39 protein-coding genes and 1 pseudogene are annotated in these 25,438 nt (G+C 39.4%); 3 read left to right on the forward strand and 37 right to left on the reverse strand.

What is annotated here, in order from left to right; genetic code table 11:
- The first annotated feature begins 59 nt into the window (after positions 1–59).
- Entirely contained in the window at positions 60–959 is a 900-nt protein-coding gene (locus tag DBR43_RS12370) for an NDP-sugar synthase (RefSeq protein WP_124581282.1), read from the forward strand.
- Between the two features lie 128 nt (positions 960–1,087).
- Here DBR43_RS12370 and dnaK read toward each other — a convergent pair whose 3' ends face one another.
- Both dnaK and DBR43_RS12380 read right to left on the reverse strand, forming a co-directional pair.
- Entirely contained in the window at positions 1,088–3,001 is a 1,914-nt protein-coding gene (gene dnaK, locus DBR43_RS12375) for a molecular chaperone DnaK (RefSeq protein ID WP_124581284.1), read from the reverse strand.
- Positions 3,002–3,163: 162 nt separating this feature from the next.
- Entirely contained in the window at positions 3,164–4,381 is a 1,218-nt protein-coding gene (locus DBR43_RS12380; protein WP_124581286.1) for a class I SAM-dependent methyltransferase, read from the reverse strand.
- Between the two features lie 112 nt (positions 4,382–4,493).
- Here DBR43_RS12380 and DBR43_RS12385 point away from each other — a divergent pair, with 112 nt between their 5' ends.
- The gene (locus DBR43_RS12385; RefSeq protein ID WP_124581288.1) at positions 4,494–5,045 is read left to right on the forward strand and encodes a 2'-5' RNA ligase family protein; all 552 of its coding nucleotides are present in this window, start codon (positions 4,494–4,496) and stop codon (positions 5,043–5,045) included.
- Between the two features lie 84 nt (positions 5,046–5,129).
- On the opposite strand, the gene rplQ is transcribed toward DBR43_RS12385, so the two are convergent.
- From rplQ to DBR43_RS12540, 31 genes are all read right to left on the reverse strand, one after another.
- Positions 5,130–5,675, reverse strand: a complete 546-nt coding sequence (gene rplQ / locus DBR43_RS12390) for a 50S ribosomal protein L17 (protein ID WP_073232287.1) — start codon at positions 5,673–5,675, stop codon at positions 5,130–5,132.
- 92 nt (positions 5,676–5,767) lie between these two features.
- The gene (locus DBR43_RS12395; RefSeq protein ID WP_062550419.1) at positions 5,768–6,760 is read right to left on the reverse strand and encodes a DNA-directed RNA polymerase subunit alpha; all 993 of its coding nucleotides are present in this window, start codon (positions 6,758–6,760) and stop codon (positions 5,768–5,770) included.
- A 79-nt stretch (positions 6,761–6,839) separates the two neighbouring features.
- On the reverse strand, positions 6,840–7,448 hold the full coding sequence (gene rpsD, locus DBR43_RS12400) for a 30S ribosomal protein S4 (RefSeq protein ID WP_069379645.1): 609 nt from the start codon (positions 7,446–7,448) through the stop codon (positions 6,840–6,842).
- Between the two features lie 64 nt (positions 7,449–7,512).
- A complete protein-coding gene (gene rpsK / locus DBR43_RS12405; RefSeq protein ID WP_041878538.1) occupies positions 7,513–7,902 on the reverse strand; it encodes a 30S ribosomal protein S11 in 390 nt (129 codons plus the stop codon).
- 21 nt (positions 7,903–7,923) lie between these two features.
- Entirely contained in the window at positions 7,924–8,301 is a 378-nt protein-coding gene (rpsM, locus tag DBR43_RS12410) for a 30S ribosomal protein S13 (protein ID WP_062550421.1), read from the reverse strand.
- Positions 8,302–8,381: 80 nt separating this feature from the next.
- On the reverse strand, positions 8,382–8,498 hold the full coding sequence (rpmJ, locus tag DBR43_RS12415; protein WP_073232286.1) for a 50S ribosomal protein L36: 117 nt from the start codon (positions 8,496–8,498) through the stop codon (positions 8,382–8,384).
- A gap of 1 nt (position 8,499) precedes the next feature.
- Positions 8,500–8,718 carry a translation initiation factor IF-1 gene (infA, locus tag DBR43_RS12420; protein WP_008244555.1) on the reverse strand — a complete coding sequence of 73 codons (219 nt, stop codon included), beginning with the start codon at positions 8,716–8,718 and terminating at the stop codon, positions 8,500–8,502.
- A gap of 71 nt (positions 8,719–8,789) precedes the next feature.
- Positions 8,790–9,575, reverse strand: a complete 786-nt coding sequence (gene map, locus DBR43_RS12425; RefSeq protein WP_124581290.1) for a type I methionyl aminopeptidase — start codon at positions 9,573–9,575, stop codon at positions 8,790–8,792.
- A gap of 8 nt (positions 9,576–9,583) precedes the next feature.
- Entirely contained in the window at positions 9,584–10,918 is a 1,335-nt protein-coding gene (secY, locus tag DBR43_RS12430; protein ID WP_074612113.1) for a preprotein translocase subunit SecY, read from the reverse strand.
- 3 nt (positions 10,919–10,921) lie between these two features.
- Complete coding sequence (rplO, locus tag DBR43_RS12435) at positions 10,922–11,368, reverse strand: 50S ribosomal protein L15 (protein WP_073232283.1); 447 nt, start codon at positions 11,366–11,368, stop codon at positions 10,922–10,924.
- A gap of 108 nt (positions 11,369–11,476) precedes the next feature.
- Positions 11,477–11,656 (reverse strand): 50S ribosomal protein L30, encoded by a 180-nt coding sequence (rpmD, locus tag DBR43_RS12440; protein WP_062550424.1) that lies wholly within the window; start codon positions 11,654–11,656, stop codon positions 11,477–11,479.
- A gap of 4 nt (positions 11,657–11,660) precedes the next feature.
- Complete coding sequence (rpsE, locus tag DBR43_RS12445) at positions 11,661–12,179, reverse strand: 30S ribosomal protein S5 (protein ID WP_008244566.1); 519 nt, start codon at positions 12,177–12,179, stop codon at positions 11,661–11,663.
- An 18-nt stretch (positions 12,180–12,197) separates the two neighbouring features.
- The gene (gene rplR / locus DBR43_RS12450) at positions 12,198–12,551 is read right to left on the reverse strand and encodes a 50S ribosomal protein L18 (protein WP_073232282.1); all 354 of its coding nucleotides are present in this window, start codon (positions 12,549–12,551) and stop codon (positions 12,198–12,200) included.
- Positions 12,552–12,556: 5 nt separating this feature from the next.
- The gene (gene rplF, locus DBR43_RS12455) at positions 12,557–13,114 is read right to left on the reverse strand and encodes a 50S ribosomal protein L6 (RefSeq protein ID WP_124581292.1); all 558 of its coding nucleotides are present in this window, start codon (positions 13,112–13,114) and stop codon (positions 12,557–12,559) included.
- 18 nt (positions 13,115–13,132) lie between these two features.
- On the reverse strand, positions 13,133–13,531 hold the full coding sequence (gene rpsH, locus DBR43_RS12460) for a 30S ribosomal protein S8 (protein ID WP_069379639.1): 399 nt from the start codon (positions 13,529–13,531) through the stop codon (positions 13,133–13,135).
- Between the two features lie 114 nt (positions 13,532–13,645).
- A complete protein-coding gene (rpsN, locus tag DBR43_RS12465; RefSeq protein ID WP_055130472.1) occupies positions 13,646–13,915 on the reverse strand; it encodes a 30S ribosomal protein S14 in 270 nt (89 codons plus the stop codon).
- Positions 13,915–14,484: a 50S ribosomal protein L5 gene (rplE, locus tag DBR43_RS12470; RefSeq protein ID WP_073232280.1), complete on the reverse strand. Its 570-nt coding sequence runs from the start codon at positions 14,482–14,484 to the stop codon at positions 13,915–13,917. Before rplE ends, rpsN begins: the two co-directional genes overlap by 1 nt.
- Positions 14,484–14,822, reverse strand: a complete 339-nt coding sequence (gene rplX / locus DBR43_RS12475) for a 50S ribosomal protein L24 (RefSeq protein ID WP_074612110.1) — start codon at positions 14,820–14,822, stop codon at positions 14,484–14,486. The genes rplE and rplX overlap by 1 nt, the downstream gene beginning before the upstream one ends.
- 1 nt (position 14,823) lies before the next feature.
- On the reverse strand, positions 14,824–15,192 hold the full coding sequence (gene rplN, locus DBR43_RS12480; RefSeq protein WP_062550431.1) for a 50S ribosomal protein L14: 369 nt from the start codon (positions 15,190–15,192) through the stop codon (positions 14,824–14,826).
- Position 15,193: 1 nt separating this feature from the next.
- Positions 15,194–15,448, reverse strand: a complete 255-nt coding sequence (gene rpsQ, locus DBR43_RS12485; protein ID WP_037442595.1) for a 30S ribosomal protein S17 — start codon at positions 15,446–15,448, stop codon at positions 15,194–15,196.
- 13 nt (positions 15,449–15,461) lie between these two features.
- Positions 15,462–15,671, reverse strand: a complete 210-nt coding sequence (rpmC, locus tag DBR43_RS12490; RefSeq protein ID WP_069379636.1) for a 50S ribosomal protein L29 — start codon at positions 15,669–15,671, stop codon at positions 15,462–15,464.
- Between the two features lie 75 nt (positions 15,672–15,746).
- Positions 15,747–16,169 (reverse strand): 50S ribosomal protein L16, encoded by a 423-nt coding sequence (rplP, locus tag DBR43_RS12495; protein ID WP_048907441.1) that lies wholly within the window; start codon positions 16,167–16,169, stop codon positions 15,747–15,749.
- A gap of 38 nt (positions 16,170–16,207) precedes the next feature.
- A complete protein-coding gene (rpsC, locus tag DBR43_RS12500; RefSeq protein WP_069379635.1) occupies positions 16,208–17,056 on the reverse strand; it encodes a 30S ribosomal protein S3 in 849 nt (282 codons plus the stop codon).
- Between the two features lie 5 nt (positions 17,057–17,061).
- Positions 17,062–17,424, reverse strand: a complete 363-nt coding sequence (gene rplV, locus DBR43_RS12505) for a 50S ribosomal protein L22 (RefSeq protein ID WP_055130479.1) — start codon at positions 17,422–17,424, stop codon at positions 17,062–17,064.
- A gap of 7 nt (positions 17,425–17,431) precedes the next feature.
- A complete protein-coding gene (rpsS, locus tag DBR43_RS12510) occupies positions 17,432–17,698 on the reverse strand; it encodes a 30S ribosomal protein S19 (protein ID WP_069379634.1) in 267 nt (88 codons plus the stop codon).
- Complete coding sequence (rplB, locus tag DBR43_RS12515; RefSeq protein WP_074612108.1) at positions 17,698–18,522, reverse strand: 50S ribosomal protein L2; 825 nt, start codon at positions 18,520–18,522, stop codon at positions 17,698–17,700. The genes rpsS and rplB overlap by 1 nt, the downstream gene beginning before the upstream one ends.
- Positions 18,523–18,545: 23 nt before the next feature.
- Positions 18,546–18,836, reverse strand: a complete 291-nt coding sequence (gene rplW / locus DBR43_RS12520) for a 50S ribosomal protein L23 (protein ID WP_073232278.1) — start codon at positions 18,834–18,836, stop codon at positions 18,546–18,548.
- 1 nt (position 18,837) lies between these two features.
- The gene (gene rplD, locus DBR43_RS12525; RefSeq protein WP_073232277.1) at positions 18,838–19,467 is read right to left on the reverse strand and encodes a 50S ribosomal protein L4; all 630 of its coding nucleotides are present in this window, start codon (positions 19,465–19,467) and stop codon (positions 18,838–18,840) included.
- 4 nt (positions 19,468–19,471) lie between these two features.
- Complete coding sequence (rplC, locus tag DBR43_RS12530; RefSeq protein ID WP_074612107.1) at positions 19,472–20,089, reverse strand: 50S ribosomal protein L3; 618 nt, start codon at positions 20,087–20,089, stop codon at positions 19,472–19,474.
- 181 nt (positions 20,090–20,270) lie between these two features.
- Positions 20,271–20,666, reverse strand: a complete 396-nt coding sequence (locus DBR43_RS12535; RefSeq protein ID WP_124581294.1) for a DUF1634 domain-containing protein — start codon at positions 20,664–20,666, stop codon at positions 20,271–20,273.
- Positions 20,663–21,499 carry a sulfite exporter TauE/SafE family protein gene (locus DBR43_RS12540; protein WP_124581296.1) on the reverse strand — a complete coding sequence of 279 codons (837 nt, stop codon included), beginning with the start codon at positions 21,497–21,499 and terminating at the stop codon, positions 20,663–20,665. Before DBR43_RS12540 ends, DBR43_RS12535 begins: the two co-directional genes overlap by 4 nt.
- Before the next feature lie 154 nt (positions 21,500–21,653).
- Between DBR43_RS12540 and DBR43_RS12545 the strand changes: the two genes are divergently transcribed.
- Complete coding sequence (locus DBR43_RS12545; protein ID WP_124581298.1) at positions 21,654–22,265, forward strand: hypothetical protein; 612 nt, start codon at positions 21,654–21,656, stop codon at positions 22,263–22,265.
- A 67-nt stretch (positions 22,266–22,332) separates the two neighbouring features.
- On the opposite strand, the gene rpsJ is transcribed toward DBR43_RS12545, so the two are convergent.
- From rpsJ to DBR43_RS12565, 4 genes and pseudogenes are all read right to left on the reverse strand, one after another.
- Positions 22,333–22,638: a 30S ribosomal protein S10 gene (rpsJ, locus tag DBR43_RS12550; RefSeq protein WP_008244591.1), complete on the reverse strand. Its 306-nt coding sequence runs from the start codon at positions 22,636–22,638 to the stop codon at positions 22,333–22,335.
- A gap of 59 nt (positions 22,639–22,697) precedes the next feature.
- The gene (gene fusA, locus DBR43_RS12555; protein ID WP_124581300.1) at positions 22,698–24,812 is read right to left on the reverse strand and encodes an elongation factor G; all 2,115 of its coding nucleotides are present in this window, start codon (positions 24,810–24,812) and stop codon (positions 22,698–22,700) included.
- Positions 24,813–24,829: 17 nt separating this feature from the next.
- Positions 24,830–25,297 carry a 30S ribosomal protein S7 gene (rpsG, locus tag DBR43_RS12560; protein WP_008244596.1) on the reverse strand — a complete coding sequence of 156 codons (468 nt, stop codon included), beginning with the start codon at positions 25,295–25,297 and terminating at the stop codon, positions 24,830–24,832.
- A gap of 16 nt (positions 25,298–25,313) precedes the next feature.
- Positions 25,314–25,438, reverse strand: a pseudogene (locus DBR43_RS12565) (30S ribosomal protein S12); the annotation flags it as partial.

Consider the following 25,438-nt stretch of genomic DNA (forward strand, 5'->3'; position numbering starts at 1 on the left):
ATTATAAATAAACCCGTATTTTTTACCTTGAATTTAAACTTAATAATTATTTTAGTCCCATGAAACCAACCTTATTAATACTAGCAGCTGGGATGGCAAGTCGCTACGGCAGCATGAAACAAATTGACGGATTCGGCCCGAACAACGAGACCATTATTGATTACTCTATATATGATGCGATTAAAGCCGGATTCGGTAAGGTTGTCTTTATTATTAAAGAGGAGTTTTTAAACGATTTCAAAGAGATTTTTGAAGCGAAACTAAACGGAAAAATCGAAACTGATTACGTATTCCAAAACTTTGACATCAAACAATTTGGTGTGGATATCGACATTGAAAGAGCAAAACCATGGGGTACTGCACACGCGATCCTTTCCGGAAGAACGGCCATCAATGAGCCTTTCTGCGTGATCAATGCAGATGACTTCTACGGATTGGATGCTTACCAGAAAATGGTAAAATTCCTGACTACTGAAGTGAGCGACAGCAACTACTCAATGATCGGATATGAAATTGGCAAAACTTTGTCAGACTATGGTTCTGTATCAAGAGGTGTTTGCAAAGTGGACGAGAACGGTACTCTTGAAGATATCAATGAGCGTACAAAGGTATTAAGAGACGGTGAGACGATCGTTTTCGAAGAAGACGACAAACAATACCCATTGGCAGTAGATACGCGCGTATCGATGAATTTCTGGGGCTTTACACCTGCTGTTTTCCAAATCACGGAAGAGCTGTTCAGAGATTTCGCTGTACAGAACAAAGAAAACCCTAAAGCAGAGTTTTTCATTCCATTGGTAGCAGAATACCTGGTAAAATCAAGAAAAGCAGATTTCAAAGTAGTTCCTACTGACAGTCAGTGGTTCGGCGTAACTTATAAAGAAGATAAACCAATCGTTAAAGCAAGTATTGATCAGTTGATCAAAGACGGAGCTTATCCGGATAACCTTTGGAACTAATCTCTACACCAGCAGATAAAAAAAGGGATTCACAAATGTGAATCCCTTTTTTGTTTTATCGCAATAATACATAAAAAAAGGGTGCTCTGAATTCTCAGAACACCCTTTTTATGTTATCGTATGAACGACTATTTTTTATCGTCTTTTACTTCTTCAAAATCTACATCGGTAACGTCGTCACCACCTGCAGGCTGACCTTCCTGTTGAGCACCTGCAGCACCTTCTGGTTGTGCACCATCTTGTCCTGCTTTGTACATCTCTTCAGAAGCTGCATTCCATGCATTCTGTAATTCTTCCTGAGCAGCATCGATATCAGCAAAGTTTCTAGCAGCATGCGCATCTTTCAGTTTTTTCAAACCTTCTTCGATAGGTGCTTTTTTATCTGCAGAGATTTTCTCGCCAAATTCTTTCAGTTGTTTCTCAGTAGAGAAGATTAAAGCATCAGCGCTGTTGATTTTTTCAGCTTCTTCTTTAGCTGCTTTATCTGCATCAGCATTTTGCTCTGCTTCTTCTTTCATCCTTTTGATCTCTTCGTCAGTTAAGCCTGAAGAAGCTTCAATACGGATTTTTTGCTCTTTACCAGTAGCTTTATCTTTAGCACTTACATGTAAGATACCGTTTGCATCAATATCAAATGCTACTTCTACCTGAGGAACTCCACGTGGAGCCGGTGGAATACCATCTAAGATGAAACGACCAATTGTACGGTTCTGAGCTGCCATTGGACGCTCTCCCTGTAAGATGTGGATTTCTACTGAAGGCTGGTTGTCAGCTGCTGTAGAGAAAGTTTCTGCTTTTTTAGAAGGAATAGTAGTGTTTGATTCAATTAGTTTTGTCATTACACCACCCATAGTCTCGATACCTAATGAAAGAGGGGTAACATCTAATAACAATACATCTTTAACTTCACCTGTCAATACACCACCTTGAATTGCAGCACCGATAGCTACAACCTCATCAGGGTTAACACCTTTAGAAGGCTCTTTACCGAAGAAAGCTTTAACAGCATCCTGGATTGCAGGGATACGTGTAGAACCACCAACTAAGATGATCTCATCAATATCACTTGTTTTTAAACCTGCATTTTTCAATGCTGATTTACAAGGATCAATTGTACGTTTGATTAAATCAGCTGCCAATTGCTCAAATTTAGCACGGCTTAAAGTTCTAACCAAGTGTTTAGGACCTGTTGCATCAGCAGTGATGTAAGGAAGGTTGATCTCAGTAGAAGTAGTGCTTGAAAGCTCAATTTTAGCTTTCTCAGCTGCTTCTTTCAAACGTTGTAATGCCATTGGATCCTGGTTAAGGTCCATACCATATTCGTTTTTGAATTCAGCTGCCAACCATTCGATAATGATATGGTCAAAGTCATCACCACCTAAGTGTGTATCACCATCAGTAGATTTTACTTCAAATACACCGTCACCTAATTCTAATACGGAAACGTCATGAGTACCACCACCACAGTCAAACACAACAATTTTCATGTCTTTGTGTGCTTTATCCAAACCGTAAGCTAAAGCAGCTGCAGTTGGCTCGTTGATGATACGTTTCACTGTTAAACCAGCGATTTCACCAGCTTCTTTAGTTGCCTGACGTTGTGCATCGTTAAAGTAAGCAGGAACAGTAATAACTGCTTCAGTTACCTCATGACCCAAAAAGTCTTCAGCTGTTTTTTTCATTTTCTGCAAGATCATTGCAGAAAGCTCTTGAGGCGTATATTTACGGTCGTCAATTTCTACACGTGGTGTATTGTTGTCGCCTTTAACTACTTTATAAGGTACACGACCAGCTTCTTTAGTCACCTCAGCAAAGCTGCTGCCCATAAAGCGTTTGATCGAAGAAATTGTTTTTGTTGGGTTAGTAATCGCCTGGCGTTTTGCCGGCTCACCTACTTTACGTTCTCCATTTTCTGCAAAAGCAACAATGGATGGCGTAGTACGTTTACCCTCACTGTTGGCTATAACTACAGGTTCGTTACCTTCCATTACGGCTACGCAAGAGTTTGTTGTTCCTAAGTCTATACCAATAATTTTTGACATGCTATTTATCTCTGTTTATGTTATGAAATCTTTTTATTTACATCTGTTTAACAAGCAATGTGCCAATTGAGTTTTGGCAGAAAATCTTCGGAATATCCAATCATTAAAGAATTTTATGTCCGAAACCTGTTACAAATATGTGACAGGATGACAGAATTTTACTTAAACCTGTTTATCCAGGCCGAGAATTCGTTCCAAATGATGGTAACCAATTCCGAAATAAGCCTTCGATTCTGCGATCTTTTGTTTGATCTCTGCCCTTTTTTCTTCCTGTGCCTTATCAGCCTGTCCGGGACCGGTAGTTTTGATGCCGACTACCAAGACATTTTTAGGGGTATGGGCATCAGAAATGAATTCAAAAACCTTCGTCTTATAGCCACAGTACTCCAGGATCAAAGCCCTGATACCATCTGTCACCATCTCCGCCTGACGTTCCATGAAAATTCCGTGTCTGGTTAAAAAGGCCAGTTCATTTTTTGCTTTATTTTTCTCCATCTCTCTCCTGATCTGCTTATGGCAGCAAGGTGCCACCACAATCAGCCCGGCATTTGCCATGATCCCTTTATAGATCGCATCGTCAGTAGCCGTATCGCAGGCATGAAGGGCAATCAGCAGGTCGATCGATTCCACAGCATAGTTCTCGATCGTTCCCGGCACAAAATCAAGTTTGTCAAATCCGGAATTTCCCGCAATGCCGTTACACAGCGTAACGAGGTCTTCCCGGTACTCTACTCCCGTTACTTTTGTATCCAGCTTTAATACATTGTGCAAATAATCGTAGAGTGCAAAAGTCAGGTATCCTTTACCCGAACCCATATCCACTACACTATTGATTTTCCCGGCCGGAAGTTCTTTAATCAAAGCACTCAGGATCTCCACGTACTGATTGATCTGACGGTATTTATCCTGCGCATTTTTGAATACATTTCCTTCAGCATCACTAATCTTCAATTCCTGCAGATATGTCTTTCCTGTAGGCTGGATGATGCGTTTCTTCTCTTTATTATGGCTGAGTGTTGGCTGGACAGCCGCTTTCACGATATTTTCCCTTACAGAGATCAGTTGCTTTTTACTATGCTCCAGGATCACTTCTTTTAAAGTCGTAAAAAGGGTACAAACCTTGAAATCATTGCTGATGAAATTAGCCACCAGACGAATGCCTTCCGGGATTGGCAGATTCTTGATAATGTCCCTGGTTTTATAGCGGTAAGTAAAAGAAAGCATATCTGTTCTTTTGATCTTTACCCTGCGGGCGTAAACATTCTTTAGTTCCTTTTCATTTCCCTGATAATTGCCAAGGGAAATTTTCAAAAAGGTATTCGATGAAATACTTTCAGCGATCTGCTGCTGGAACTGTTGTAAATGGAGTTGATTGGACATGAAATTGGATTACCTTACAAAGGTAACCTTTTGAAAAGGAAATTTAAGCGCCTCCATGAGACAGAAAATACAAAGGCTTTGTATTTACTAATATTTTTAGTAATTTAGTCTTATGGAAGATTTATACTTTATAGCCATCCTTCCTCCGGAGGAACTGAGGCAAAGGATCGATGAGATCAGGAAAGCGGTTTCTCTTGAACATGGAGTGTTCAGTGCGTTGAAGCCTCCGGTACACATCACGCTGGTCCCTCCTTTTAAACTGAAAACGGCAATGGAAAAACAGCTCATCCAAAAGCTGAAATCCCTTTGTCATTTTGATCCCTTCATTCAAAAGCTGGAAGATTTTGATGGTTTCCCGGAACATACTGTTTTTATCAGGGCCTTAAAAAGCACCGGTATCTCCACACTTTATAAAAAGCTGAAGGCGGGATTGAAACCTTACGTTGAAGGTTCCAGAAATCCATTCCATCCGCACCTCACGATTGCTTACCGGGATGCCAAAGAAGCCTATCCACAAATCATGGAACAATATCAAAACAGGAGGTTCAGGGAAGAATTTTTAGCAGCTCATTTCACACTGTTAAAGCATGATGGAAAACGTTGGAACATCCATAGTGAGTATTATGCTCAACCTGCGATTACGCAATTGGAAATGGGCCTGTAAAAAAGGTGATCTGCCAAAAACCTATAAACACAAAAAACCCTGTCCGAATCGAACAGGGTTTCCTTATGTTGATGAGGGAATAAATTATTCGCCTTTATCTTCAGATTTTGCTTCAGCTGCAGGTGCTTCTGGTGCTGCTTCTTCAGTAGCCGGAGCTTCTTCTGCAACAACTTCAGCTTTCTCAGCTTTAGGAGCATCAGCTTTTTTAGCTTTGGTTCTACCACGACGTGTAGTTTTCTTCTCAGCAGATTCAGCTTCTTTACCGTAAACTTCATTGTAATCAACCAATTCAATTAAAGCCATCTCCGCGTTATCACCAAGACGGTTGTTTAATTTAATGATCCTTGTGTAACCACCCGGACGGTTAGCAATTTTAGCTGCAACGTCACGGAACAATTCAGTAACAGTTTCTTTATCTTGTAAGTAACCGAAAACGATACGACGAGAGTGAGTAGTATCAGTTTTAGATTTTGTCAAAAGAGGCTCAACATACATACGTAAAGCTTTTGCTTTAGCTAAAGTAGTTGAAATTCTTTTGTGTTTAATTAACGATGAAGCCATGTTAGCCAACATCGCTTTACGATGTGAATCTGTTCTTCCTAAGTGGTTTACTTTTTTACCGTGTCTCATTTTTGATTTTATTCAGTGTATACCGTCTCTTTGATGTTTATCTGAGGGAATTATACACTATTAACAATATTGTTATTTAATGTTTGGTCTGATTACTCTTCGTCTAATTTAAATTTCGATAAGTTCATACCGAAAGATAAGCTTTTAGATTTCACCAGTTCCTGAATCTCTGTCAATGATTTTTTACCGAAGTTTCTGAATTTTAACATGTCAGCAACATCGTAAGAAACCAGGTCAGCTAAAGTACGGATATCAGCTGCTTTTAAGCAGTTTAACGCACGTACAGAAAGATCTAAATCAACCAGTTCAGTTTTAAGGATCTTACGCATATGCAGGATTTCCTCATCTACTTCTTTAGTTTCTTCTTTAGCTTGAGATTCCAATACTAAATTCTCATCAGAGAACAACATAAAGTGCTGGATTAAGATTTTCGCAGCTTCTTTTAGTGCTTCTTCAGGATGGATTGAACCATCTGTAGAGATATCTAATATTAATTTTTCATAATCTGTCTTTTGTTCAACACGATAATTTTCAATCGAGTATTTTACATTTTTCATTGGTGTAAAGATCGAATCGATAGCGATCACACCAACTACAGCATCATTAATTTTATTTTCTTCAGCTGGAACATAACCGCGTCCTTTATTGATAGTCAATTCTACCTCTAAAGTCACTGTTTTTTCCATGTTACAAATAACGAAATCAGGGTTAAGAACCTCGAAGTTGTTAGAGAATTTTGTAATATCTCCAGCAGTAAACTGATCTTGACCGTTTACTAAAATGAAAACTTTTTCAGAATCACCAGAATCACCAACTTTTTTAAAACGTACTTGTTTTAAGTTAAGGATGATTTCCGTCAAATCTTCTACAACACCTTTCATTGTAGAAAACTCGTGAGATACGCCAGAAAAACGAATACTTGTAATGGCATAACCTTCTAATGAAGAAAGTAAAATTCTTCTTAGGGCGTTACCAATTGTTACACCGAAACCGGGCTCTAAAGGACGAAATTCAAATATACCATCGAAATCTGTTGATTTCTGCATGATTACCTTATCGGGTTTCTGAAATGCTAAAATTGCCATTTATAATGTTTTTAGATCGTTATTAAAATTATGTAATGAAATAAAGTGAATTGCCCAAAAAGGCAATTCACTAAATATATTACTTAGAGTATAACTCTACTATAAGGTTCTCTTTGATATTTTCTGGGATCTCGTCACGGTTAGGATAAGTTAAGAACTTACCTGTCAATTCACTTGCATTCCAGTCTAACCAATTGAATTTATTGATTACTCTGCCTGCTACTGAATTTGTAATCGCTTCTAAAGTCTTAGACTTTTCGCGAACTGCAACAACATCACCAGCTTTTAATTGATATGAAGGGATATTTACTACTTCACCGTTAACTGTTACGTGTTTATGGCTAACTAACTGACGGGCAGCTGAACGTGTTGTAGCAATACCTAATCTGTATACTGTGTTATCTAAACGAGCTTCTAATAATTGCAATAAGTTGTCACCAGTGATACCTTCACGTGAAGATGCTTTTGTGAACAAATTACGGAACTGACGTTCTAATACACCATAAGTATATTTAACTTTCTGTTTTTCCATTAACTGTACTGCGTACTCGGATTGTTTTCCTCTTCTTTTGGAAGCACCGTGCTGTCCAGGAGGATAATTTTTTCTATCTAAAACCTTATCAGGGCCGAAAATTGGCTCTCTGAATTTACGGGCTATTTTGGACTTTGGTCCTGTATATCTTGCCATTGCTTTTTGTTTTAAAGTATCATACAGCCTTAAACTGCAGACTCTTAGCTTTAAAAGTTAATTATTAAACTCTTCTCTTCTTAGGAGGACGACATCCGTTGTGCGGAAGCGGGGTGATATCTTTGATAGAGGTTACTTCGATACCTGAGATTTGCAATGTTCTAATTGCAGACTCACGACCTGAACCTGGACCTTTAACAAAAACTTCTACTTTACGCAGACCTAAATCAAATGCTACTTTACCGCAATCTGATGCAGCCTGACCTGCTGCATAAGGAGTGTTCTTTTTAGAACCCTTGAATCCCATTTTACCTGCAGAAGACCATGAAATAGTTTGACCGTTGTTATTTGTTAAAGTAACAATGATATTGTTAAAAGTAGCATTGATGTGCGCCTGACCAACAGGCTCAATAACAACAATACGCTTTTTGGTAACTTTTTTACTCTTAGCCATAATTCTTATTCAGTACTAATTTTATTTAGTAGCTTTTTTCTTGTTAGCAACTGTTTTTCTCTTGCCTTTACGTGTACGAGAGTTGTTCTTAGTACGTTGTCCACGTACCGGCAAACCTTTTCTGTGACGTAATCCACGGTAACAACCGATATCCATTAAACGTTTAATGTTCAACTGAACTTCTGAACGTAAAGCACCTTCTACTTTTACGCCGTCGTTGATGATGGTACGGATCGCTGATAACTCATCATCAGACCAGTCCTGTACTTTCTTGTTAAAATCGATACCTGCTTCCGTTAAAATACGTTGAGCAGTTGATCTTCCTACTCCGAAGATGTAAGTAAGACCAATTTCGCCTCTTTTGTTTCTTGGTAAATCAATACCTGATATCCTTGCCATATTTGTACTAATGTTTGATTAACTGAATGAACGAGATTGAGTATCTTGTACATTCAATCTACATCAAATTCAATAATTTCTTAACCTTGACGTTGCTTGTATTTTGGATTTTTCTTGTTAATCACGAAAAGTTTACCTTTACGACGAATAATCTTGCAATCAGCGCTACGTTTTTTAATTGATGACCTAACTTTCATTTTATTTATATCTATAAGTAATCCTGCCCTTTGATAAATCGTAAGGCGACATCTCTAATTTGACTTTGTCTCCAGGAAGAATCTTGATGTAGTGCATCCTCATCTTACCTGAAATATGAGCTATTATCTCATGACCATTCTCTAGTTCCACCCGGAACATGGCATTGGATAATGCTTCCCTTATTACACCGTCTTGCTCAATTGAGGCTTGTTTAGCCATATAATATTGATTTTTACTTAATTAGCTGTTACTAAACAGGGTTGCAAAATTAAATAAAAAAATTTAATTATTTACTTTTTTTTATTTAAAACTTCTTCAATTACTGAAAAGGTCGATAAAACGTCTGCATTACCCTTTTTAACTGCCACTGTATGCTCAAAATGAGCAGATGGCCTATTGTCCTTACTGGTTACTGTCCAGCCGTCAGACCAGAACTTTACACCAGCTGTACCTGCATTGATCATTGGCTCAATAGCGATCACCATTCCTTCCTCCAGTTTGATTCCACTCCCGCGTTTACCATAATTTGGTACCTCAGGTTTTTCATGTAACTGGACTCCGACTCCGTGACCCACTAATTCTTTCACCACACCAAATCCATTCGCCTCCGCATGCGCCTGTACAGCATAGCCTACGTCTCCGATCCTTGAACCTACAACGGCCTTCTCAATCGCAAGCCTTAAGCATTCTTTCGTCACGTCAACCAGTTTCTGTTTCTCCGCAGATATCTCTCCGATGGAGAACGTATATGCGGAGTCACCGAAGAACTTGTTTAGAATGACCCCACAGTCTACAGAGATTAAATCTCCTTCCTGTATCACATACTCACCGGGAAAGCCATGAACAACCTGCTCATTAGGCGAAATACACAGTGAATACGGGAAGCCGTTATAGTTTAAAAAAGCAGGGATTGCTCCGTGGTCTTTAATAAACGTTTCAGCCAGGTCATTCAGTTTTTTTGTCGTGATGCCCGGACCAATTACTTTAGCTACTTCAGCTAAGGTTTTAGATACGAGTAAAGAACTCTCTCTGATTAACTCGATCTCCTCCGGAGATTTGTAATAGATCTTAGACATGCAATATATTAGATCACCGCATTGCTACCACTTGCTGCAGCAGGAATTCCTGTGCGGCCGGTAACCCTGCCTGTTTTCATTAAACCATCATAATGACGCATTAACAAATAACTTTCGATTTGTTGCAAAGTATCCAATACTACACCTACCAGGATCAACAGGGAAGTTCCACCATAGAAATGGGCAAATTCCGACTTGATACCGAACTTAACCGCTATAGAAGGAAGGATCGCAATGATGGCAAGGAAAACAGCACCCGGGAAGGTGATCTTCGAAATTACATCATCTATGAAGCTTGAGGTAGCAAGACCCGGTTTGATACCAGGAATGAAACCACCATTCTTCTTCATGTCGTCCGACATCTGAGTAGGGTTAACAGTAATTGCAGTATAAAAGAATGTAAATGCAATAATTAAAAAGCCAAATGTTAAGCTATACGCTAATGAAGTATAGTCACTGAACTGAACCAACCAGGTATTTTGCAGGGAAGGAAAGAACTGAGGAATAAACCCTGGAATAAACATCAATGCCTGAGCAAAGATGATCGGCATTACACCGGCAGCATTCACCTTTAAAGGGATGTACTGTCTTACTCCACCAAACTGTCTGTTACCAACAATCCTTTTCGCATACTGAACAGGTACTTTACGTACACCCTGAACAATCATGATGGTAAACATCACTACTGCAAATAAGGCAACAATTTCCACGACAAGGGCTATTAAGCCTGCGCCAACAAATCTCGAAGTAATCTCCTGGTATAAAGCGATTGGCAATCTGGCGATAATACCGACCATGATGATCAGTGAAATACCATTTCCAATACCTTTATCGGTGATTTTCTCACCCAACCACATCACAAACAATGTTCCTGCTGCCAACACGAATGTTGCCATTACATAGAACAAAGCATGATCAATAACGATTGCTTCTGCTGGAACCTGTGTTTTAACGTAACCTACAGCCTGAACAGCTGTAATGGCTACCGTCAGGTAACGCGTAATTTGATTTAGTTTCTTCCTGCCACTTTCACCCTCCTTTTGCATTTTCTGGAAGGAAGGAACAGCAATACCTAATAGCTGAACTACAATTGAGGCAGAAATATAAGGCATAACACCCAAGGCAAGGATAGATACCCGTGAAAACGAACCTCCGGCAAACATATCCAAGAGACCCAAAAGTCCAGACTTCTCATTATTGCCTAAAAGAGTTGCATCAACACCTGGAAGAACCACGTGGGATACAAACCTATAAACCAAAAGAATCATGAGCGTAAATACTATACGCTCTTTCAATTCTTGAATTTTCCAAATATTACTTAAAGTAGTAAACAGCTTCTTCATTAATTACAATTTTTCGATTGAGCCTCCAACAGCCTCAATAGCTTTTTGTGCGGTTGCAGAAAAAGCATGTGCTTTAACTTCTAACTTAGTTTTAACTTCACCACGACCAAGAATTTTAACAAGGTCATTTTTATGAGCTAAACCATGATCCTGCAATGTAGCAAAATCAATTGTAGTTAAGCTAAATTTCTCTGCTAATCCTTGTAATACGTCTAAGTTAACACTTACGTATTCAACGCGGTTAATAGGTTTGAAACCTACCTTAGGTACACGACGTTGCAATGGCATTTGTCCACCCTCAAAACCAATTTTGGTTTTGTGACCTGAACGTGATCCAGCACCTTTGTGTCCACGTGTAGATGTACCACCGCGTCCGGAACCGGTACCACGACCAATTCTCTTGTTGTTTTTTGTTGAACCTGCTGCAGGTTTAAGATTACTTAAGTTCATTTTTTGAAACTTGTGCTGCCCTTCGCTTTCACTAATCAGGGCAACGGTTAAACATATTTAAAGGTTGCAAATGTAATTATATAAACCACATTTACAACCTTTAAAAATTTATATACTCTCTATAGCAACTAAGTGATTCACTTTTCTCACCATTCCGATGATGGCAGCGTTAGCTTCCACTTCTACACTTTGGTTCATTTTAGTTAAACCTAATGCTTTCATCGTTCTTTTTTGGCGTTCGCTTCTATCGATAATGCTTTTTACCTGGGTTATTTTGATCTTAGCCATAATATTATCCGTTAAAAACTTTATTTAAATCGACACCACGTTGCTGAGCGACAGTATAAGCATCGCGCATTTTAGTTAAAGCATCAACAGTTGCTTTTACCACGTTGTGAGGATTTGATGAACCTTTAGACTTTGCAAGTACGTTATGTACTCCTGCACTCTCTAATACCGCACGCATTGCACCACCGGCAATAACACCTGTACCTACTGCTGCTGGTTTGATTAATACAAAACCACCAGAGAATTTACCGATTTGCTCATGAGGAACAGTACCGTTTAACAGAGGAACTTTTACCAAGTTCTTTTTAGCATCATCGATACCTTTAGCGATCGCTTCAGTTACCTCTTTTGCTTTACCTAAACCGTAACCTACGATTCCGTTTTCATCTCCAACAACCACGATGGCTGAGAAGCTGAAAGTACGTCCACCTTTAGTTACTTTGGCAACACGTTGTATGCTAACTAAACGATCTTTCAATTCGATCTCGCTAGTCTTAACTCTTTTTATATTGATAGTTGACATTCTTATCCTATTTTCAGATTAAAATACTAAACCAGCTTCGCGAGCACCTTCTGCCAACGATTTAACACGTCCATGGTACAAATAGCCATTTCTATCGAAAACTACTTCTTTAACACCAGCTGCAAGTGCTTTTTCAGCTACTAACTTACCCACTGCTACTGATTGTTCAGATTTGTTTCCAGTTCCAGAAAAGTCTTTTGATAAAGACGAAGCTGATACAATTGTATTACCGGTTACGTCGTTAATGATTTGAGCATAAATTCCTTTATTGCTTCTATATACCGATAGACGTGGACGGCTTTCAGAACCTGTTAATCTTTTTCTGATTCCTTTTTTTATACGATCTCTACGAGATAATTTTTTTCCTGCCATTTTGATTATTTTTTAGAAGCTGATTTACCTGCTTTTCTTCTTAACACTTCACCTACAAACTTGATACCTTTACCTTTATATGGCTCAGGAGTACGTAACGAACGGATTTTCGCTGCTACTTGTCCGATCAATTGTTTGTCAATACTTTCTAAAATGATTTTAGGAGTCTGACCTTTTTCAGATGTTGTTGTTACTTTAATTTCTTCCGGCAATTGGAATACATAGTGGTGAGAATAACCCAGAACTAAGTCTAATGTGTTTCCTGTGTTTGTAGCACGGTAACCAACACCTACTAATTCCTGAGAAATTTTATATCCTTCTGTTACACCAACAACCATATTGTTTAACAATGAACGGTATAAACCGTGCAATGCTTTGTGTCTTTTCTGCTCTGAGGGACGGGTTACAGTTAGTACTCCGTCTTCCTGACTTACAGTGATATCAGAATCAACTGCTTGAGTCAATTCTCCTTTAGGTCCTTTTACAGTCACTACGTTATCTTTAGCTACTGTAATCGTTACACCTGCAGGTACATTAATTGGGGCTTTTCCTATTCTTGACATTTTGCTATCCTCCTTTAATTAATAAACGTGACACAAAACCTCGCCACCAATGTTCAGTTTGGCTGCTTCTTTATCTGTCATAACACCTTTAGATGTAGACAAGATGGCGATACCTAAACCGTTTAATACTCTTGGCATATTTTCTACGCCGGCATATTGCCTTAAACCTGGTTTGCTGATACGGGTCAATGTACGGATTGCAGGGATCTTAGTGATCGCATTGTATTTCAAAGCGATTTTGATCGTTCCTTGAGCCGTAGTGTCCTCAAACTTGTAATTAGCAATGTAACCTTTGTCAAAAAGAACTTTAGTGATTTCTTTTTTAAGGTTTGATGCAGGAATTTCTACAATTCTGTGATTTGCCTTGATGGCATTTCTTACTCTTGTAAGATAATCTGCTATTGGATCTGTATTCATTTTTATATAATTGTGACGGTGGTTTCCTTCCTATCCTATTCGGGACGACCTTCCATCGGTTAATATTCGTTGTTCTCTGCCTTGGGAAAATCCCTTAGCATAAAGAAAGCTGTTTTACCAGCTTGCTTTTCTTACTCCAGGGATTTTACCTGCTAAAGCCATATCACGGAACAATACCCTTGATATACCGAAAGTACGCATGTAACCACGAGGACGTCCAGTTAATTTACAACGGTTGTGTAAACGTACTGCAGATGAGTTTTTTGGTAACTTATCTAATCCTTCATAATCACCAGCAGCTTTAAGTTCTGCACGTTTATCAGCATATTTAGCCACCAATTTTTGGCGCTTAATTTCGCGAGCTTTTACACCTTCTTTTGCCATTATGAATTTGTGTTATTTTGGTTTTTAAATGGTAATCCAAATTGTTTTAATAATTCCAATGCTTCAACATCAGTAGTAGCGCTGGTTACAAACGTAATATCCATACCTAAAATCTTGCTGATTTTGTCGATGTTGATCTCAGGGAAGATGATTTGCTCAGTAACTCCTAATGTGTAGTTACCTTTTCCATCAAATCCTTTATCATTGATACCTTTGAAATCACGGATACGAGGTAAAGCTACGGAAATTAAACGATCTAAAAACTCATACATGTTGTTATCACGCAAAGTTACACGTACACCAACCGGCATACCTTTACGTAATTTAAAGTTTGAGATATCTTTTTTAGATTTTGCTCCAACTGCCTGCTGACCTGCGATAGTAGTCATCTCTAAAATAGAGCTGTCCATAATCTTTTTGTCAGTTACAGAGAAACGACCAACACCCTGGTTGATTGAGATTTTCTCTAACTTAGGAACCTGCATAACGCTTTTGTAATTGAACTTATCTTTAAGTGCAGTTACAATTTCCTCTTTATATTTACTTTTTAATCTTGGTACGTAAGTCATTATTTGATCTCCTCTCCTGATTTTTTACTAACCCTAACTAATTTCCCATCAGCATTAAGCTTTCTGCCAACGCGAGTAGTTGCACCTGTTTTAGGGTCAACTAATGCTACGTTAGAAATATGAAGAGCAGCCTCTTTTTTAATGATACCTCCGTTTGGAGTAGCAGCATTAGGTTTTGTATGTTTTGATACAAGGTTAACACCTTCTACAAGGATTCTGCTTTTTGTAATTAATACAGAAAGAACTGTTCCTTGTTGGCCTTTTGAATCGCCAGCGATTACCTTAACTAAATCTCCTTTACGGATTTTTATCTTTGGTGTAGTTACTTTATTTTTCATTTTATAATACCTCCGGTGCTAATGATACAATTTTCATGAATTGTTTTTCACGCAGTTCTCTTGCTACCGGGCCGAAAATACGTGTACCACGCGGCTCATCTTGTGCATTTAATAATACTGCTGCATTGTCGTCGAAACGAATGTAAGAACCATCTTTACGTCTGATTTCTTTTCTTGTTCTTACAACCACTGCTTTAGAAACGGTTCCTTTTTTAATGTTACCTGAAGGCAATGCACTTTTAACGGTAACAACGATTTTGTCACCAATAGAAGCATATCTCTTTCCGGTACCACCAAGTACACGGATAACCAATACTTCTTTTGCGCCGCTATTGTCGGCTACGTTTAATCTTGATTCCTGTTGTACCATGTTATTTAGCCCTTTCTAAAATTTCAACTAATCTCCAGTTCTTGTTTTTACTCAGCGGACGAGTCTCCATGATCAGTACTGTATCACCAATACCGCAATCGTTTTTCTCGTCATGAGCCATAAATTTGGTAGTTTTCTTAACAAACTTACCATAGATCGGGTGTTTCACTTTACGTTCTACCGCTACAACAACAGACTTATCCATTTTGTTGCTTACTACCAACCCGGTTCTTGTTTTTCTTAATTGTCTTTCCATTTCGACTCTAAAGTTATTTAGTTTCAGTAGCAGACTGAGCTTTACGCTTAGTCACTTCAGTGTTTAATCGGGCAATATCCCTTCTTACCTTTTTGATACGGGTAGGATTCTCAATAGCCGAAATTGTATGTGCAAATCTTAACTTTACTAAGTTTTCAGTTTCTTCTGCAATCCTGGCTACTAGTTCTTCTTGTGAAAGCCCTGTGATTTCTGAGTTCTTCATTTTATTAATTTTTATGCCTTGGGTCTAGCGGTTATAATAACAAGTTACTTACAACATTCAACCCAAGAGCTTTTTTTATGCTTCTACGTAATCTCTACGTACTACAAATTTTGTTTGGATCGGCAATTTTTGGGCCGCTAATCTCATTGCTTCTTTAGCAACTTCTAAAGGAACACCTTCGGCTTCAAAAATAATACGTCCGGGTCTAACAACGGCAACCCAGTATTCTGGAGCACCCTTACCTTTACCCATACGTACCTCAGCTGGTTTCTTAGTTACCGGTTTGTCCGGGAATATTCTAATCCACACCTGGCCTTCACGTTTCATGAAACGAGTTACCGCAATACGGGCTGCCTCTATCTGACGACTTGTGATCCAAGTCGACTCTAAAGACTTGATCCCGAAGGATCCGAATGATAATTCAGCACCACGAGTTGCTAAACCTTTCATTCTGCCTTTTTGCATCTTTCTGAACTTCGTTCTTTTTGGCTGTAACATCTTATTCTAATATTATCGTTAAACGATCTGTTAACTAATTATTTACGAGGACCTCTGTTAGGAGTATTTCCGCCTCTATTATCTCTTCCTGCACCAGGACCGCCTTGACCTGGACCTCTTCCGCCACGACCTTTATTGTCGTTTCTTCTGTCGCCACCGCCACGGTTATCTCTGTCTCTTCCACCACCGAAAGCACCTTCTGGTCTGCCACCTTTACCTGGAGCATTGCTCACTGCACCGATGTTAGGAGAAAGATCACGTTTACCGTAAACTTCACCTTTACAGATCCATACTTTAACACCTATTTTACCATAAGTAGTTAAAGCTTCTGCTAAAGCATAGTCAATGTCAGCACGGAAAGTATGCAAAGGAATTCTTCCTTCTTTATACTGTTCGCTACGAGCCATCTCAGCACCACCTAAACGACCAGAGGTCATAATTTTGATACCTTCAGCACCCATACGCATTGTTGATGCGATAGTAGATTTCATTGCTCTACGGAATGAGATCCTTGCTTCTAATTGTTTTGCAACACCTTCTGCAACTAATTGTGCATCAAGCTCAGGACGTTTGATCTCAAAAATGTTGATTTGAATTTCCTTTTTAGTCAATTTCTTCAACTCTTCTTTGATCTTATCCACCTCAGCTCCTGCTTTACCGATCACAATACCCGGACGAGCTGTGTGGATAGTTACCGTGATACGTTTTAACGTACGCTCGATTACCACTTTAGCTACACCGCCTTTTGCGATACGTGCAGAAAGGTATTTTCTTATTTTTTCGTCCTCAACTAATTTATCAGCATAGTTGTTGCCACCGAACCAGTTAGAATCCCAACCTTTGATGATCCCTAACCTGTTTCCTATTGGATGTGCTTTTTGTCCCATTTCTGTTAATTAGTTTGAGTTTCAACGTTTTTACTATCTACTACCAAAGTTACATGGTTTGAACGCTTACGGATTCTGTAACCACGTCCTTGAGGTGCTGGTCTAAGTCTTTTTAACTGACGACCACCGCCTACCATTATCGTTTTCACGTATAACTGGTTTTCTTCAGGGCGAGAACCTTCATTTTTAGTTTCCCAGTTTTTGATCGCTGATAATAATAGTTTCTCAACTCTTATTGCTGCATCTTTATTGGTAAACTTTAAAATATGTAAAGCTTTCTCAACACGCTCACCTCTGATAAGATCTACAACCAAACGCATTTTACGTGGTGAGGTTGGACAATTGTTTAATTTCGCTACTGCTTCCATCTCTTAATTATTTTTTCTTTTCAGAGTGACCCCTAAATGTTCTGGTTGGAGCAAACTCTCCCAGCTTGTGACCAACCATGTTTTCTGTTACGTATACCGGTATAAATTTATTACCGTTATGCACTGCAAATGTATGACCCACAAAATCTGGTGAAATCATTGATCTGCGAGACCAAGTTTTAATTACAGACCTTTTGCCTGAATCATTCATAGATACTACTTTCTTCTCTACGTTATGGTCAATATAAGGTCCTTTTTTTATCGAACGAGCCATTATTTCTTCCTTTTCTCTATGATGAAACGATTTGAGTATTTTTTAAGTGAACGGGTTTTGAAACCTTTAGAGTACATACCGTTTCTTGAGCGAGGCTGACCTCCTGATGAGCGACCCTCACCACCACCCATTGGGTGATCGACTGGGTTCATCGCTACCGGACGAGTTCTAGGACGACGTCCTAACCAACGTTTACGACCTGCTTTACCTAATACTTCATTTGCATGATCCGAGTTAGAAACTGCACCGATAGTTGCTAAACAGGTAACTAAGATAGATCTTACTTCACCTGATGGCATTTTAACAGTTGCATACTTTCCGTCACGTGCTGCCAATTGAGCATAAGCACCAGCACTACGTGCCATTTGTGCTCCACGTCCTGGTTGGATTTCAATGTTATGTACAATTGAACCCAATGGAATGTTAGCTAATTTCAATGTATTTCCTACTTCTGGAGTAGCTGTATCACCCGAAACTACTGTTTGTCCTACTTGCAATCCTTCCGGTGCAATAATGTAACGCTTCTCACCATCTACGTAATGCAATAAAGCAATACGAGCTGTACGGTTTGGATCGTACTCAACAGTAGCTACTGTTGCAGGAATATCAAACTTATCACGTTTAAAGTCAATTAAACGGTAAGATTTTTTGTGACCACCACCCATGTAGCGCATAGTCATCTTTCCTGTATTGTTACGTCCTCCCGATTTTTTAGAAGATACAACCAATGATTTTTCGGGCTTGGTTGCTGTAATCTCCGTAAAGCTGGCACCTACTCTAAAGCGGGTTCCCGGAGTGACTGGTTTAAATTTTCTTAAGCCCATAGTTATAAATTATTCAATTCTTATTAAATATTCGCGTAATAATCAATTGTCTCGCCTGCTGCCAGTGTAACAATCGCTTTCTTGTATTTTGGGCTACGACCCGTAACTAAACCACCTTTAGTGTTTCTGGACTTCATTTTACCGTTAACAATCATGGTATTGATTGCTAAGATGTTCACGTTGTACATTTTCTCTATGGCTTGCTTAATCTGCAATTTATTTGCTTTGTGTTCTACTCTAAAAGTAAAGCGGTTAGACTTTTCTGTTAATGCAGAAGCTTTTTCTGTTAATATTGGTTTCCTTAAAAATTCCATATTACTTGGCAAATGCCTCCTCCAATGTTTTAAGAGAATCAGCCGTTAACAAAAGCTTGCCACAGTTTAATACATCATATGTATTCAACTGATCTGCAGTAATCACTTTCGCTTTCTGGATGTTTCTGCTTGATAAATAGATATTGTTATTTTGTGAAGGTAAAACCAACAATGTCTTTTCGCCAGCTAAATTTAAAGCGCTAACTAAATTGATGTAGTTTTTAGTTTTGATTGAATCAAAAGCAAAGTCTTCTAAAACAACAACGTTGTTATCCTGAGCTTTGTAAGTCAATGCTGATCTACGAGCCAGTTGCTTTAATTTTTTATTCAATTTGAAACTATAATCACGTGGCTGAGGACCAAACACGCGACCACCACCATTGAACAATGGAGATTTAATACTTCCGGCACGAGCACCACCAGTACCTTTTTGTTTGTATAGTTTACGGGTTGAACCAGCAATTTCGTTACGTTGTTTAGACTTGTGAGTACCTTGACGTTGATTAGCCAAATACTGTTTTACATCTAAATAGATTGCGTGGTCAACAGGCGTAATGCCAAATACTGACTCAGGAAGTTGCACCTTGGCACCTGTCTCTTTTCCTGAAATGTTTAATACTTTAACTTCCATCTGCTTACTTATCTAAGATTACGTAAGAACCCTTAGCTCCTGGAATGGAACCACTAACTACAACAAGGTTTTGATCAGCATAAACTTTCAAAACCTGTAAGTTTTGAACTTTTACTCTGTCACCACCCATTCTACCCGCCATACGCATACCTTTAAATACACGTGCAGGATAAGATGCAGCACCTAATGAACCTGGCGCACGCATTCTGTTATGCTGTCCGTGAGTTTGTCCACCAACACCGGCGAAACCATGGCGTTTTACAACACCCTGGAAACCTTTACCTTTAGAAGTACCAACAACATCCACAAAATCGCCTTCATTGAAAATACTTACCGTTACCGTATCACCTAAGTTCAACGATTCTTCAAACGGCTCAAATTCAACCAATTTACGTTTTGGGGTAGTGTTTGCTTTCGCAAAGTGGCCTTTAAGAGGCATGGTAGTGTTCTTTTCTTTGGCTTCATCGAAACCTAACTGAACTGAAACGTAACCGTCTTTCTCTTCGGTCTTTACCTGTGTTACTACACAAGGCCCAGCTTCGATCACCGTACATGGAATGTTTCTTCCATCGGCGTCGAAAATGCTGGTCATTCCTACTTTTTTTCCAATAATACCTGACATTTTCTTTTTTTAAATTAACACCCATCGAAGCAGTAGGGCTTCGTTCAAGGTGGATACAATTCCCGTTAAGGGAGGGCAAAAATACGAAAGAAATCTTAATTTTCAAATAGTTAGCTAATTATTTTTTCAAATAAGCCCTATTTTTTTTCGCGAAGGGGAATCCGTTGAGATAAGTAAGTTTTTAACCAACCAACTTGTCACTCAGGCTGTACAAGATTATTGATAAAACGAACAAACCGATCAAAACGTATAAATAATCACGCTCAATCAGGAAACTAAATATAGAAAAAACGACCCTTGCAACAGGGGTAAAAATCAGCAGCAAGGTCCCAAACTGGATGATCGCTTTGGCATCCAGGTCTTTCAGTCCGATCAGAATCGCCGGAATAGAAGAGAAGCCCGACTTATTCGGGTTGAAATTGCGGTAATCGATCAGTCTGGCATGGTCGGAAAAGAGGTAAAGCAGCCCTCCTATCAGTACCACAGACATAGAAGCGATCACGCCTACCCGCAATAAAGTACCGAGAATGACCTGAATATCACGGTCTGCAAAGAAATTTTTCTTTTCCGAACTCATAATTTACCTGATAAACCATTATAAATCATCTGCAATGCCAGGAAGGTCACGACTACTGCAAATACCACTTTCAACTTATCTGTTTTGGTCTTCACCAGGATCTTTGAACCCAAAGTTGCCCCGCAAAGCACCCCAATCGTTACCGGCATGGCAATTCCCGGGTCTATTTGTCCGCGGTGAAGGTATACCAGTGCACTTGCAGCTGCCGTAACCCCCATCATGAAATTGCTTGTCGTAGTAGACACTTTAAAAGGGATCCTCATGATATTATCCATCGCAATCACCTTTAAGGCACCGGAACCTATCCCCAGCAAGCCCGAAATGATCCCTGCAAAGAACATCATTACAAATCCGCCAAGCACCCGGTGAACCGCATATTTCTTCATGCCCCCATCTGTAGGATACGTGCCGTTCAGCTTCAAAAAAACCGCCAGTTTTCCGGAAGTATCATTGTCTGAGCGATCTACCTTCTTCACTATCATCATTGCAGCAGAGAACAGGAGGATCAAACCAAAGATCACCGCAATATATCCCGGGTCCAGATAAACGGTCACCACCGCGCCTATAATGGCACTGATCGTTGTAGCCATTTCCAGAAACATGCCAATCCTGATGTTCGTAATTCCTTCTTTCACATAAGCCGCGGCAGATCCGGAAGAAGTGGCAATCACAGACACAATAGAAGCTCCGATGGCATAGTGAATATCGACACCAAGAACCAATGTCAGCAGCGGAATAATCACTACCCCACCCCCTAAACCGGTCAGAGAACCGACCAATCCAGCTAAAAAAGCTCCAGCTAAAACTATAATTGTAAATAGTAATACCGACATTGCTGCAAATATACTATCTACAGTCAGAACACAATAAAATTACAATATGAATGTTAAATTAAATATCATGCCGCCATCATGAGCCTTCAAACACCACAAATTTCCGATCAATGACCCTTAAAAACAGAAACATCCTATTAAAAAAACAGCAACTATGAAAAAACTGATATTCGCAATTATAGCCGTTCTCCTCTTAAATTTAAATGCACAATCACAAATTCCAGCAGACAGTGCACAAGCTGCCCCTGGTCTTCGGGGCCAATACGAATTCATGTTGTCGAAATCTAAAACCATTAATGGCTATAAACTCATCAATCCAGCCAGGCTTGCCGGACTTTGGAAAAGTGTAGCAGATTCACTCAATACCAGTCGCAGGCAACTTGGCGCAGTAAAACTGAAACTTGCAGAACAGGAAAAAACAATTGCGACATTGAAGGGACAAATTTCCGGAACAGAAAGCTCTCTGGCGACTTCCAATGCCAGATTAAATGAAATCAGCTTCCTTGGGATCTCGTTTACCAAAAGCAATTACAATGTGATTGTATGGAGCCTGATCCTGGTATTGGCCGCTGCTTTAGCGATTGTGATCCTGAGATCAGCGAAGCACATTCATGAAGCGAAATACAGAAGCTCCTTATATGAAGAGATCTCACAGGAGTATCAAAGTTATAAAACGAAAGCCAATGACAAAGAGAAGAAACTGGCAAGGGAACTGCAGGACGAGCGCAACAAACTTGATGAATTAAAAAACAGGGGCAGACAATAATTCCCCTGATACAAAAAAAAGCCTTCCTGAAATTCAGGAAGGCTTTTTTTGTTAACCGTCTATATAGTTAAACTTTGATTTCAACTTCAACACCGCTAGGCAATTCAAGTTTCATTAAAGCATCAACTGTTTTAGAGTTAGAGCTGTAAATGTCTAACAAACGTTTGTAAGCACATAATTGAAACTGCTCACGTGCTTTTTTGTTCACGTGTGGTGAACGTAAAACAGTGAAGATTTTCTTTTCTGTAGGCAATGGAATTGGTCCACTAACTACTGCACCCGTAGGTTTAACAGTCTTAACGATTTTCTCAGCAGATTTATCTACCAGGTTATAATCGTAAGATTTTAATTTGATTCTGATTCTTTGGCTCATCTTATTTATGTATTAAGGCTGCCGGTTAGAGCTATTAATAACCGGCTGCCGATTTTTTATTATTCTGCGGATTTAATTCTGCCTTTTGATTTAGCAACTACTTCATCCTGAACGTTTCTTGGTGCTGGTTCGTAGTGATCAAACTCCATAGTTGAAGTTGCACGACCAGAAGTAATGGTACGTAACTGAGTTACATAACCAAACATTTCAGAAAGAGGTACAGTTGCTTTAATTACCTGAGCACCATTACGGGTGTCCATACCTAAAAGCTGACCACGACGACGGTTCATGTCACCGATAACATCACCCATGTTTTCTTCAGGGGTTAAGATTTCGATTTTCATAATTGGCTCCATCAATACAGGGCTACATTTAGGCAATGCCTCACGGTAAGCCATTTTAGCAGCAAGCTCGAATGACAAAGCATCTGAATCGACTGCGTGGAATGAACCATCAATTAAGCGAACTTTCATGTCTGGAAGTGGATATCCAGCCAATACTCCGTTAGCCATCGATGCTGCGAATCCTTTCTCTACAGAAGGGATAAACTCACGAGGGATTGAACCACCTGTAATTTCGTTTACAAATTGTAATCCACCTTTTTCAAAGTCCGCATCGATTGGAGAAATCACAACCTGGATATCCGCGAATTTACCACGACCACCTGATTGTTTTTTGTAAGTCTCACGATGTTGAACAGATCCGTGAATTGCCTCTTTATAAGCAACTTGTGGCGCTCCTTGATTAACCTCTACTTTAAACTCACGTCTTAAGCGGTCAATCAGGATGTCTAAGTGAAGCTCACCCATACCAGAGATCACAGTCTGACCAGTTTCCTCGTCAGTTTGAACTCTAAATGTAGGATCTTCTTCAGCTAATTTAGATAAACCGATACCTAATTTATCGATATCAGCTTGAGTTTTAGGCTCGATAGCTAAACCAATAACCGGCTCAGGGAAATCCATAGACTCCAGAATGATCGGGTGTTTCTCATCACAAAGTGTATCACCTGTTTTGATATCTTTAAATCCTACTACTGCAGCAATATCACCAGCACCTACATTAGGGATTGGGTTTTGCTTGTTCGCATGCATCTGGAAGATACGGGAGATACGCTCTTTGTTCTCAGAACGTGCGTTATAAACGTAAGAACCAGCTTCTAAGTTACCTGAGTAAACACGGATAAAGCACAAACGACCTACGAAAGGATCGGTTGCAATTTTAAACGCTAAAGCTGCAAATGGCTCTTTTACATCTGGTTGACGGGTTACTTCTTCACCTGTGTCCGGGTTGGTACCAGTGATACCATCCACATCCATTGGCGAAGGCAATAATTCCATTACCAGATCCAACATGGTCTGAACACCTTTGTTTTTGAAAGATGAACCACAAACCATAGGAACGATTTTAGCATCTAAAGTTGCTTTACGCAATGCGTCAAGAATCTCACGCTCAGTGATTGAGTTAGGATCATCAAAGAATTTCTCCATTAATGACTCATCATAATCAGCAACAGCTTCTAATAAGTTCTCTCTCCATTCTGCAACTTCATCAACCATGTCAGCAGGAATTGGCACTTCAGTAAAGGTCATCCCTTTATCATGCTCATTCCAAACAATACCACGGTTATTGATTAAATCAACAACACCAGTAAAGCTATCTTCTGCACCAATTGGCAATTGCAAAGGAACTGCATGGCTACCCAGCATGTCTCTTACCTGCTTAACAACTTTTAAGAAGTCAGCTCCGGAACGGTCCATTTTGTTAACGAAACCAATACGTGGAACTGCATAGTTGTTAGCTAAACGCCAGTTAGTTTCAGATTGAGGCTCAACACCATCAACAGCTGAAAATAAGAATACCAATCCATCCAAAACACGAAGTGAACGGTTTACCTCTACGGTAAAATCCACGTGTCCTGGAGTATCGATAACGTTTACCTGATATTTTTCACCACGGTAAGGCCAGAAAACTGTTGTAGCAGCAGAGGTGATTGTTATCCCACGTTCCGCTTCCTGTACCATCCAGTCCATCGTAGACGCACCTTCGTGTACCTCACCAATTTTGTGATTTACTCCGGCGTAATAAAGGATACGCTCAGTTGTTGTGGTTTTACCCGCATCAATGTGAGCCGCGATTCCAATATTTCTTGTAAATTTTAAATCTCTTGACATTTTATGATTCTGTATAATTAGAAACGGAAATGAGAGAACGCTTTGTTAGCCTCAGCCATTTTATGCGTATCTTCTTTTTTCTTCACTGCTGCACCTTCACCTTTAGCTGCTGAAACGATTTCACCTGCTAATTTCTCTTTCATTGTTTTTTCTCCACGTTTACGAGCGTAAGAAATTAACCATTTCATGCCTAAAGCAATCTTACGGTCAGGTCTTACCTCTGTAGGTACCTGGAAGTTTGCACCACCTACACGACGAGATTTAACCTCTACTGCAGGCATTACATTTGTTAAAGCACGTTTCCATACTTCTAATCCGTTCTCACCAGCTTTTTTCTCAGCTAGTTCTACAGCATCATAAAAAATATCATATGCAATGGATTTTTTTCCATCATACATCATATTGTTTACAAACCTTGTCACCTGAACATCGTTAAATTTTGGATCAGGAAGGATAATTCTCTTTTTTGGTTTTGACTTTCTCATTTGTTTTTCCTCCTAATTATTTCTTTTTACCTTTTGTTGGTGCCGCAGCTACTTGTCCTGGCTTAGGACGTTTAGTACCATATTTTGAACGACGTTGGTTACGACCAGCAACTCCTGAAGTATCTAGTGCTCCACGGATGA

Source organism: Pedobacter sp. KBW06 (assembly GCF_003852525.1).
Classification (GTDB): domain Bacteria; phylum Bacteroidota; class Bacteroidia; order Sphingobacteriales; family Sphingobacteriaceae; genus Pedobacter.

Coding starts and splice junctions, on each gene's coding strand:
- DBR43_RS12370 (WP_124581282.1), top strand. CDS start 60: ATGAAACCAACCTTATTAATACTAGCAGCTGGGATGGCAAGTCGCTAC.
- dnaK (WP_124581284.1), bottom strand. CDS start 3,001: ATGTCAAAAATTATTGGTATAGACTTAGGAACAACAAACTCTTGCGTA.
- DBR43_RS12380 (WP_124581286.1), bottom strand. CDS start 4,381: ATGTCCAATCAACTCCATTTACAACAGTTCCAGCAGCAGATCGCTGAA.
- DBR43_RS12385 (WP_124581288.1), top strand. CDS start 4,494: ATGGAAGATTTATACTTTATAGCCATCCTTCCTCCGGAGGAACTGAGG.
- rplQ (WP_073232287.1), bottom strand. CDS start 5,675: ATGAGACACGGTAAAAAAGTAAACCACTTAGGAAGAACAGATTCACAT.
- DBR43_RS12395 (WP_062550419.1), bottom strand. CDS start 6,760: ATGGCAATTTTAGCATTTCAGAAACCCGATAAGGTAATCATGCAGAAA.
- rpsD (WP_069379645.1), bottom strand. CDS start 7,448: ATGGCAAGATATACAGGACCAAAGTCCAAAATAGCCCGTAAATTCAGA.
- rpsK (WP_041878538.1), bottom strand. CDS start 7,902: ATGGCTAAGAGTAAAAAAGTTACCAAAAAGCGTATTGTTGTTATTGAG.
- rpsM (WP_062550421.1), bottom strand. CDS start 8,301: ATGGCAAGGATATCAGGTATTGATTTACCAAGAAACAAAAGAGGCGAA.
- rpmJ (WP_073232286.1), bottom strand. CDS start 8,498: ATGAAAGTTAGGTCATCAATTAAAAAACGTAGCGCTGATTGCAAGATT.
- infA (WP_008244555.1), bottom strand. CDS start 8,718: ATGGCTAAACAAGCCTCAATTGAGCAAGACGGTGTAATAAGGGAAGCA.
- map (WP_124581290.1), bottom strand. CDS start 9,575: ATGTCTAAGATCTATTACAAATCTCCGGAGGAGATCGAGTTAATCAGA.
- secY (WP_074612113.1), bottom strand. CDS start 10,918: ATGAAGAAGCTGTTTACTACTTTAAGTAATATTTGGAAAATTCAAGAA.
- rplO (WP_073232283.1), bottom strand. CDS start 11,368: ATGAACTTAAGTAATCTTAAACCTGCAGCAGGTTCAACAAAAAACAAC.
- rpmD (WP_062550424.1), bottom strand. CDS start 11,656: ATGGCTAAGATCAAAATAACCCAGGTAAAAAGCATTATCGATAGAAGC.
- rpsE (WP_008244566.1), bottom strand. CDS start 12,179: ATGTCAACTATCAATATAAAAAGAGTTAAGACTAGCGAGATCGAATTG.
- rplR (WP_073232282.1), bottom strand. CDS start 12,551: ATGGCAGGAAAAAAATTATCTCGTAGAGATCGTATAAAAAAAGGAATC.
- rplF (WP_124581292.1), bottom strand. CDS start 13,114: ATGTCAAGAATAGGAAAAGCCCCAATTAATGTACCTGCAGGTGTAACG.
- rpsH (WP_069379639.1), bottom strand. CDS start 13,531: ATGAATACAGATCCAATAGCAGATTATCTTACAAGAGTAAGAAATGCC.
- rpsN (WP_055130472.1), bottom strand. CDS start 13,915: ATGGCAAAAGAAGGTGTAAAAGCTCGCGAAATTAAGCGCCAAAAATTG.
- rplE (WP_073232280.1), bottom strand. CDS start 14,484: ATGACTTACGTACCAAGATTAAAAAGTAAATATAAAGAGGAAATTGTA.
- rplX (WP_074612110.1), bottom strand. CDS start 14,822: ATGAAAAATAAAGTAACTACACCAAAGATAAAAATCCGTAAAGGAGAT.
- rplN (WP_062550431.1), bottom strand. CDS start 15,192: ATGGTACAACAGGAATCAAGATTAAACGTAGCCGACAATAGCGGCGCA.
- rpsQ (WP_037442595.1), bottom strand. CDS start 15,448: ATGGAAAGACAATTAAGAAAAACAAGAACCGGGTTGGTAGTAAGCAAC.
- rpmC (WP_069379636.1), bottom strand. CDS start 15,671: ATGAAGAACTCAGAAATCACAGGGCTTTCACAAGAAGAACTAGTAGCC.
- rplP (WP_048907441.1), bottom strand. CDS start 16,169: ATGTTACAGCCAAAAAGAACGAAGTTCAGAAAGATGCAAAAAGGCAGA.
- rpsC (WP_069379635.1), bottom strand. CDS start 17,056: ATGGGACAAAAAGCACATCCAATAGGAAACAGGTTAGGGATCATCAAA.
- rplV (WP_055130479.1), bottom strand. CDS start 17,424: ATGGAAGCAGTAGCGAAATTAAACAATTGTCCAACCTCACCACGTAAA.
- rpsS (WP_069379634.1), bottom strand. CDS start 17,698: ATGGCTCGTTCGATAAAAAAAGGACCTTATATTGACCATAACGTAGAG.
- rplB (WP_074612108.1), bottom strand. CDS start 18,522: ATGGGCTTAAGAAAATTTAAACCAGTCACTCCGGGAACCCGCTTTAGA.
- rplW (WP_073232278.1), bottom strand. CDS start 18,836: ATGGAATTTTTAAGGAAACCAATATTAACAGAAAAAGCTTCTGCATTA.
- rplD (WP_073232277.1), bottom strand. CDS start 19,467: ATGGAAGTTAAAGTATTAAACATTTCAGGAAAAGAGACAGGTGCCAAG.
- rplC (WP_074612107.1), bottom strand. CDS start 20,089: ATGTCAGGTATTATTGGAAAAAAAGTAGGAATGACCAGCATTTTCGAC.
- DBR43_RS12535 (WP_124581294.1), bottom strand. CDS start 20,666: ATGAGTTCGGAAAAGAAAAATTTCTTTGCAGACCGTGATATTCAGGTC.
- DBR43_RS12540 (WP_124581296.1), bottom strand. CDS start 21,499: ATGTCGGTATTACTATTTACAATTATAGTTTTAGCTGGAGCTTTTTTA.
- DBR43_RS12545 (WP_124581298.1), top strand. CDS start 21,654: ATGAAAAAACTGATATTCGCAATTATAGCCGTTCTCCTCTTAAATTTA.
- rpsJ (WP_008244591.1), bottom strand. CDS start 22,638: ATGAGCCAAAGAATCAGAATCAAATTAAAATCTTACGATTATAACCTG.
- fusA (WP_124581300.1), bottom strand. CDS start 24,812: ATGTCAAGAGATTTAAAATTTACAAGAAATATTGGAATCGCGGCTCAC.
- rpsG (WP_008244596.1), bottom strand. CDS start 25,297: ATGAGAAAGTCAAAACCAAAAAAGAGAATTATCCTTCCTGATCCAAAA.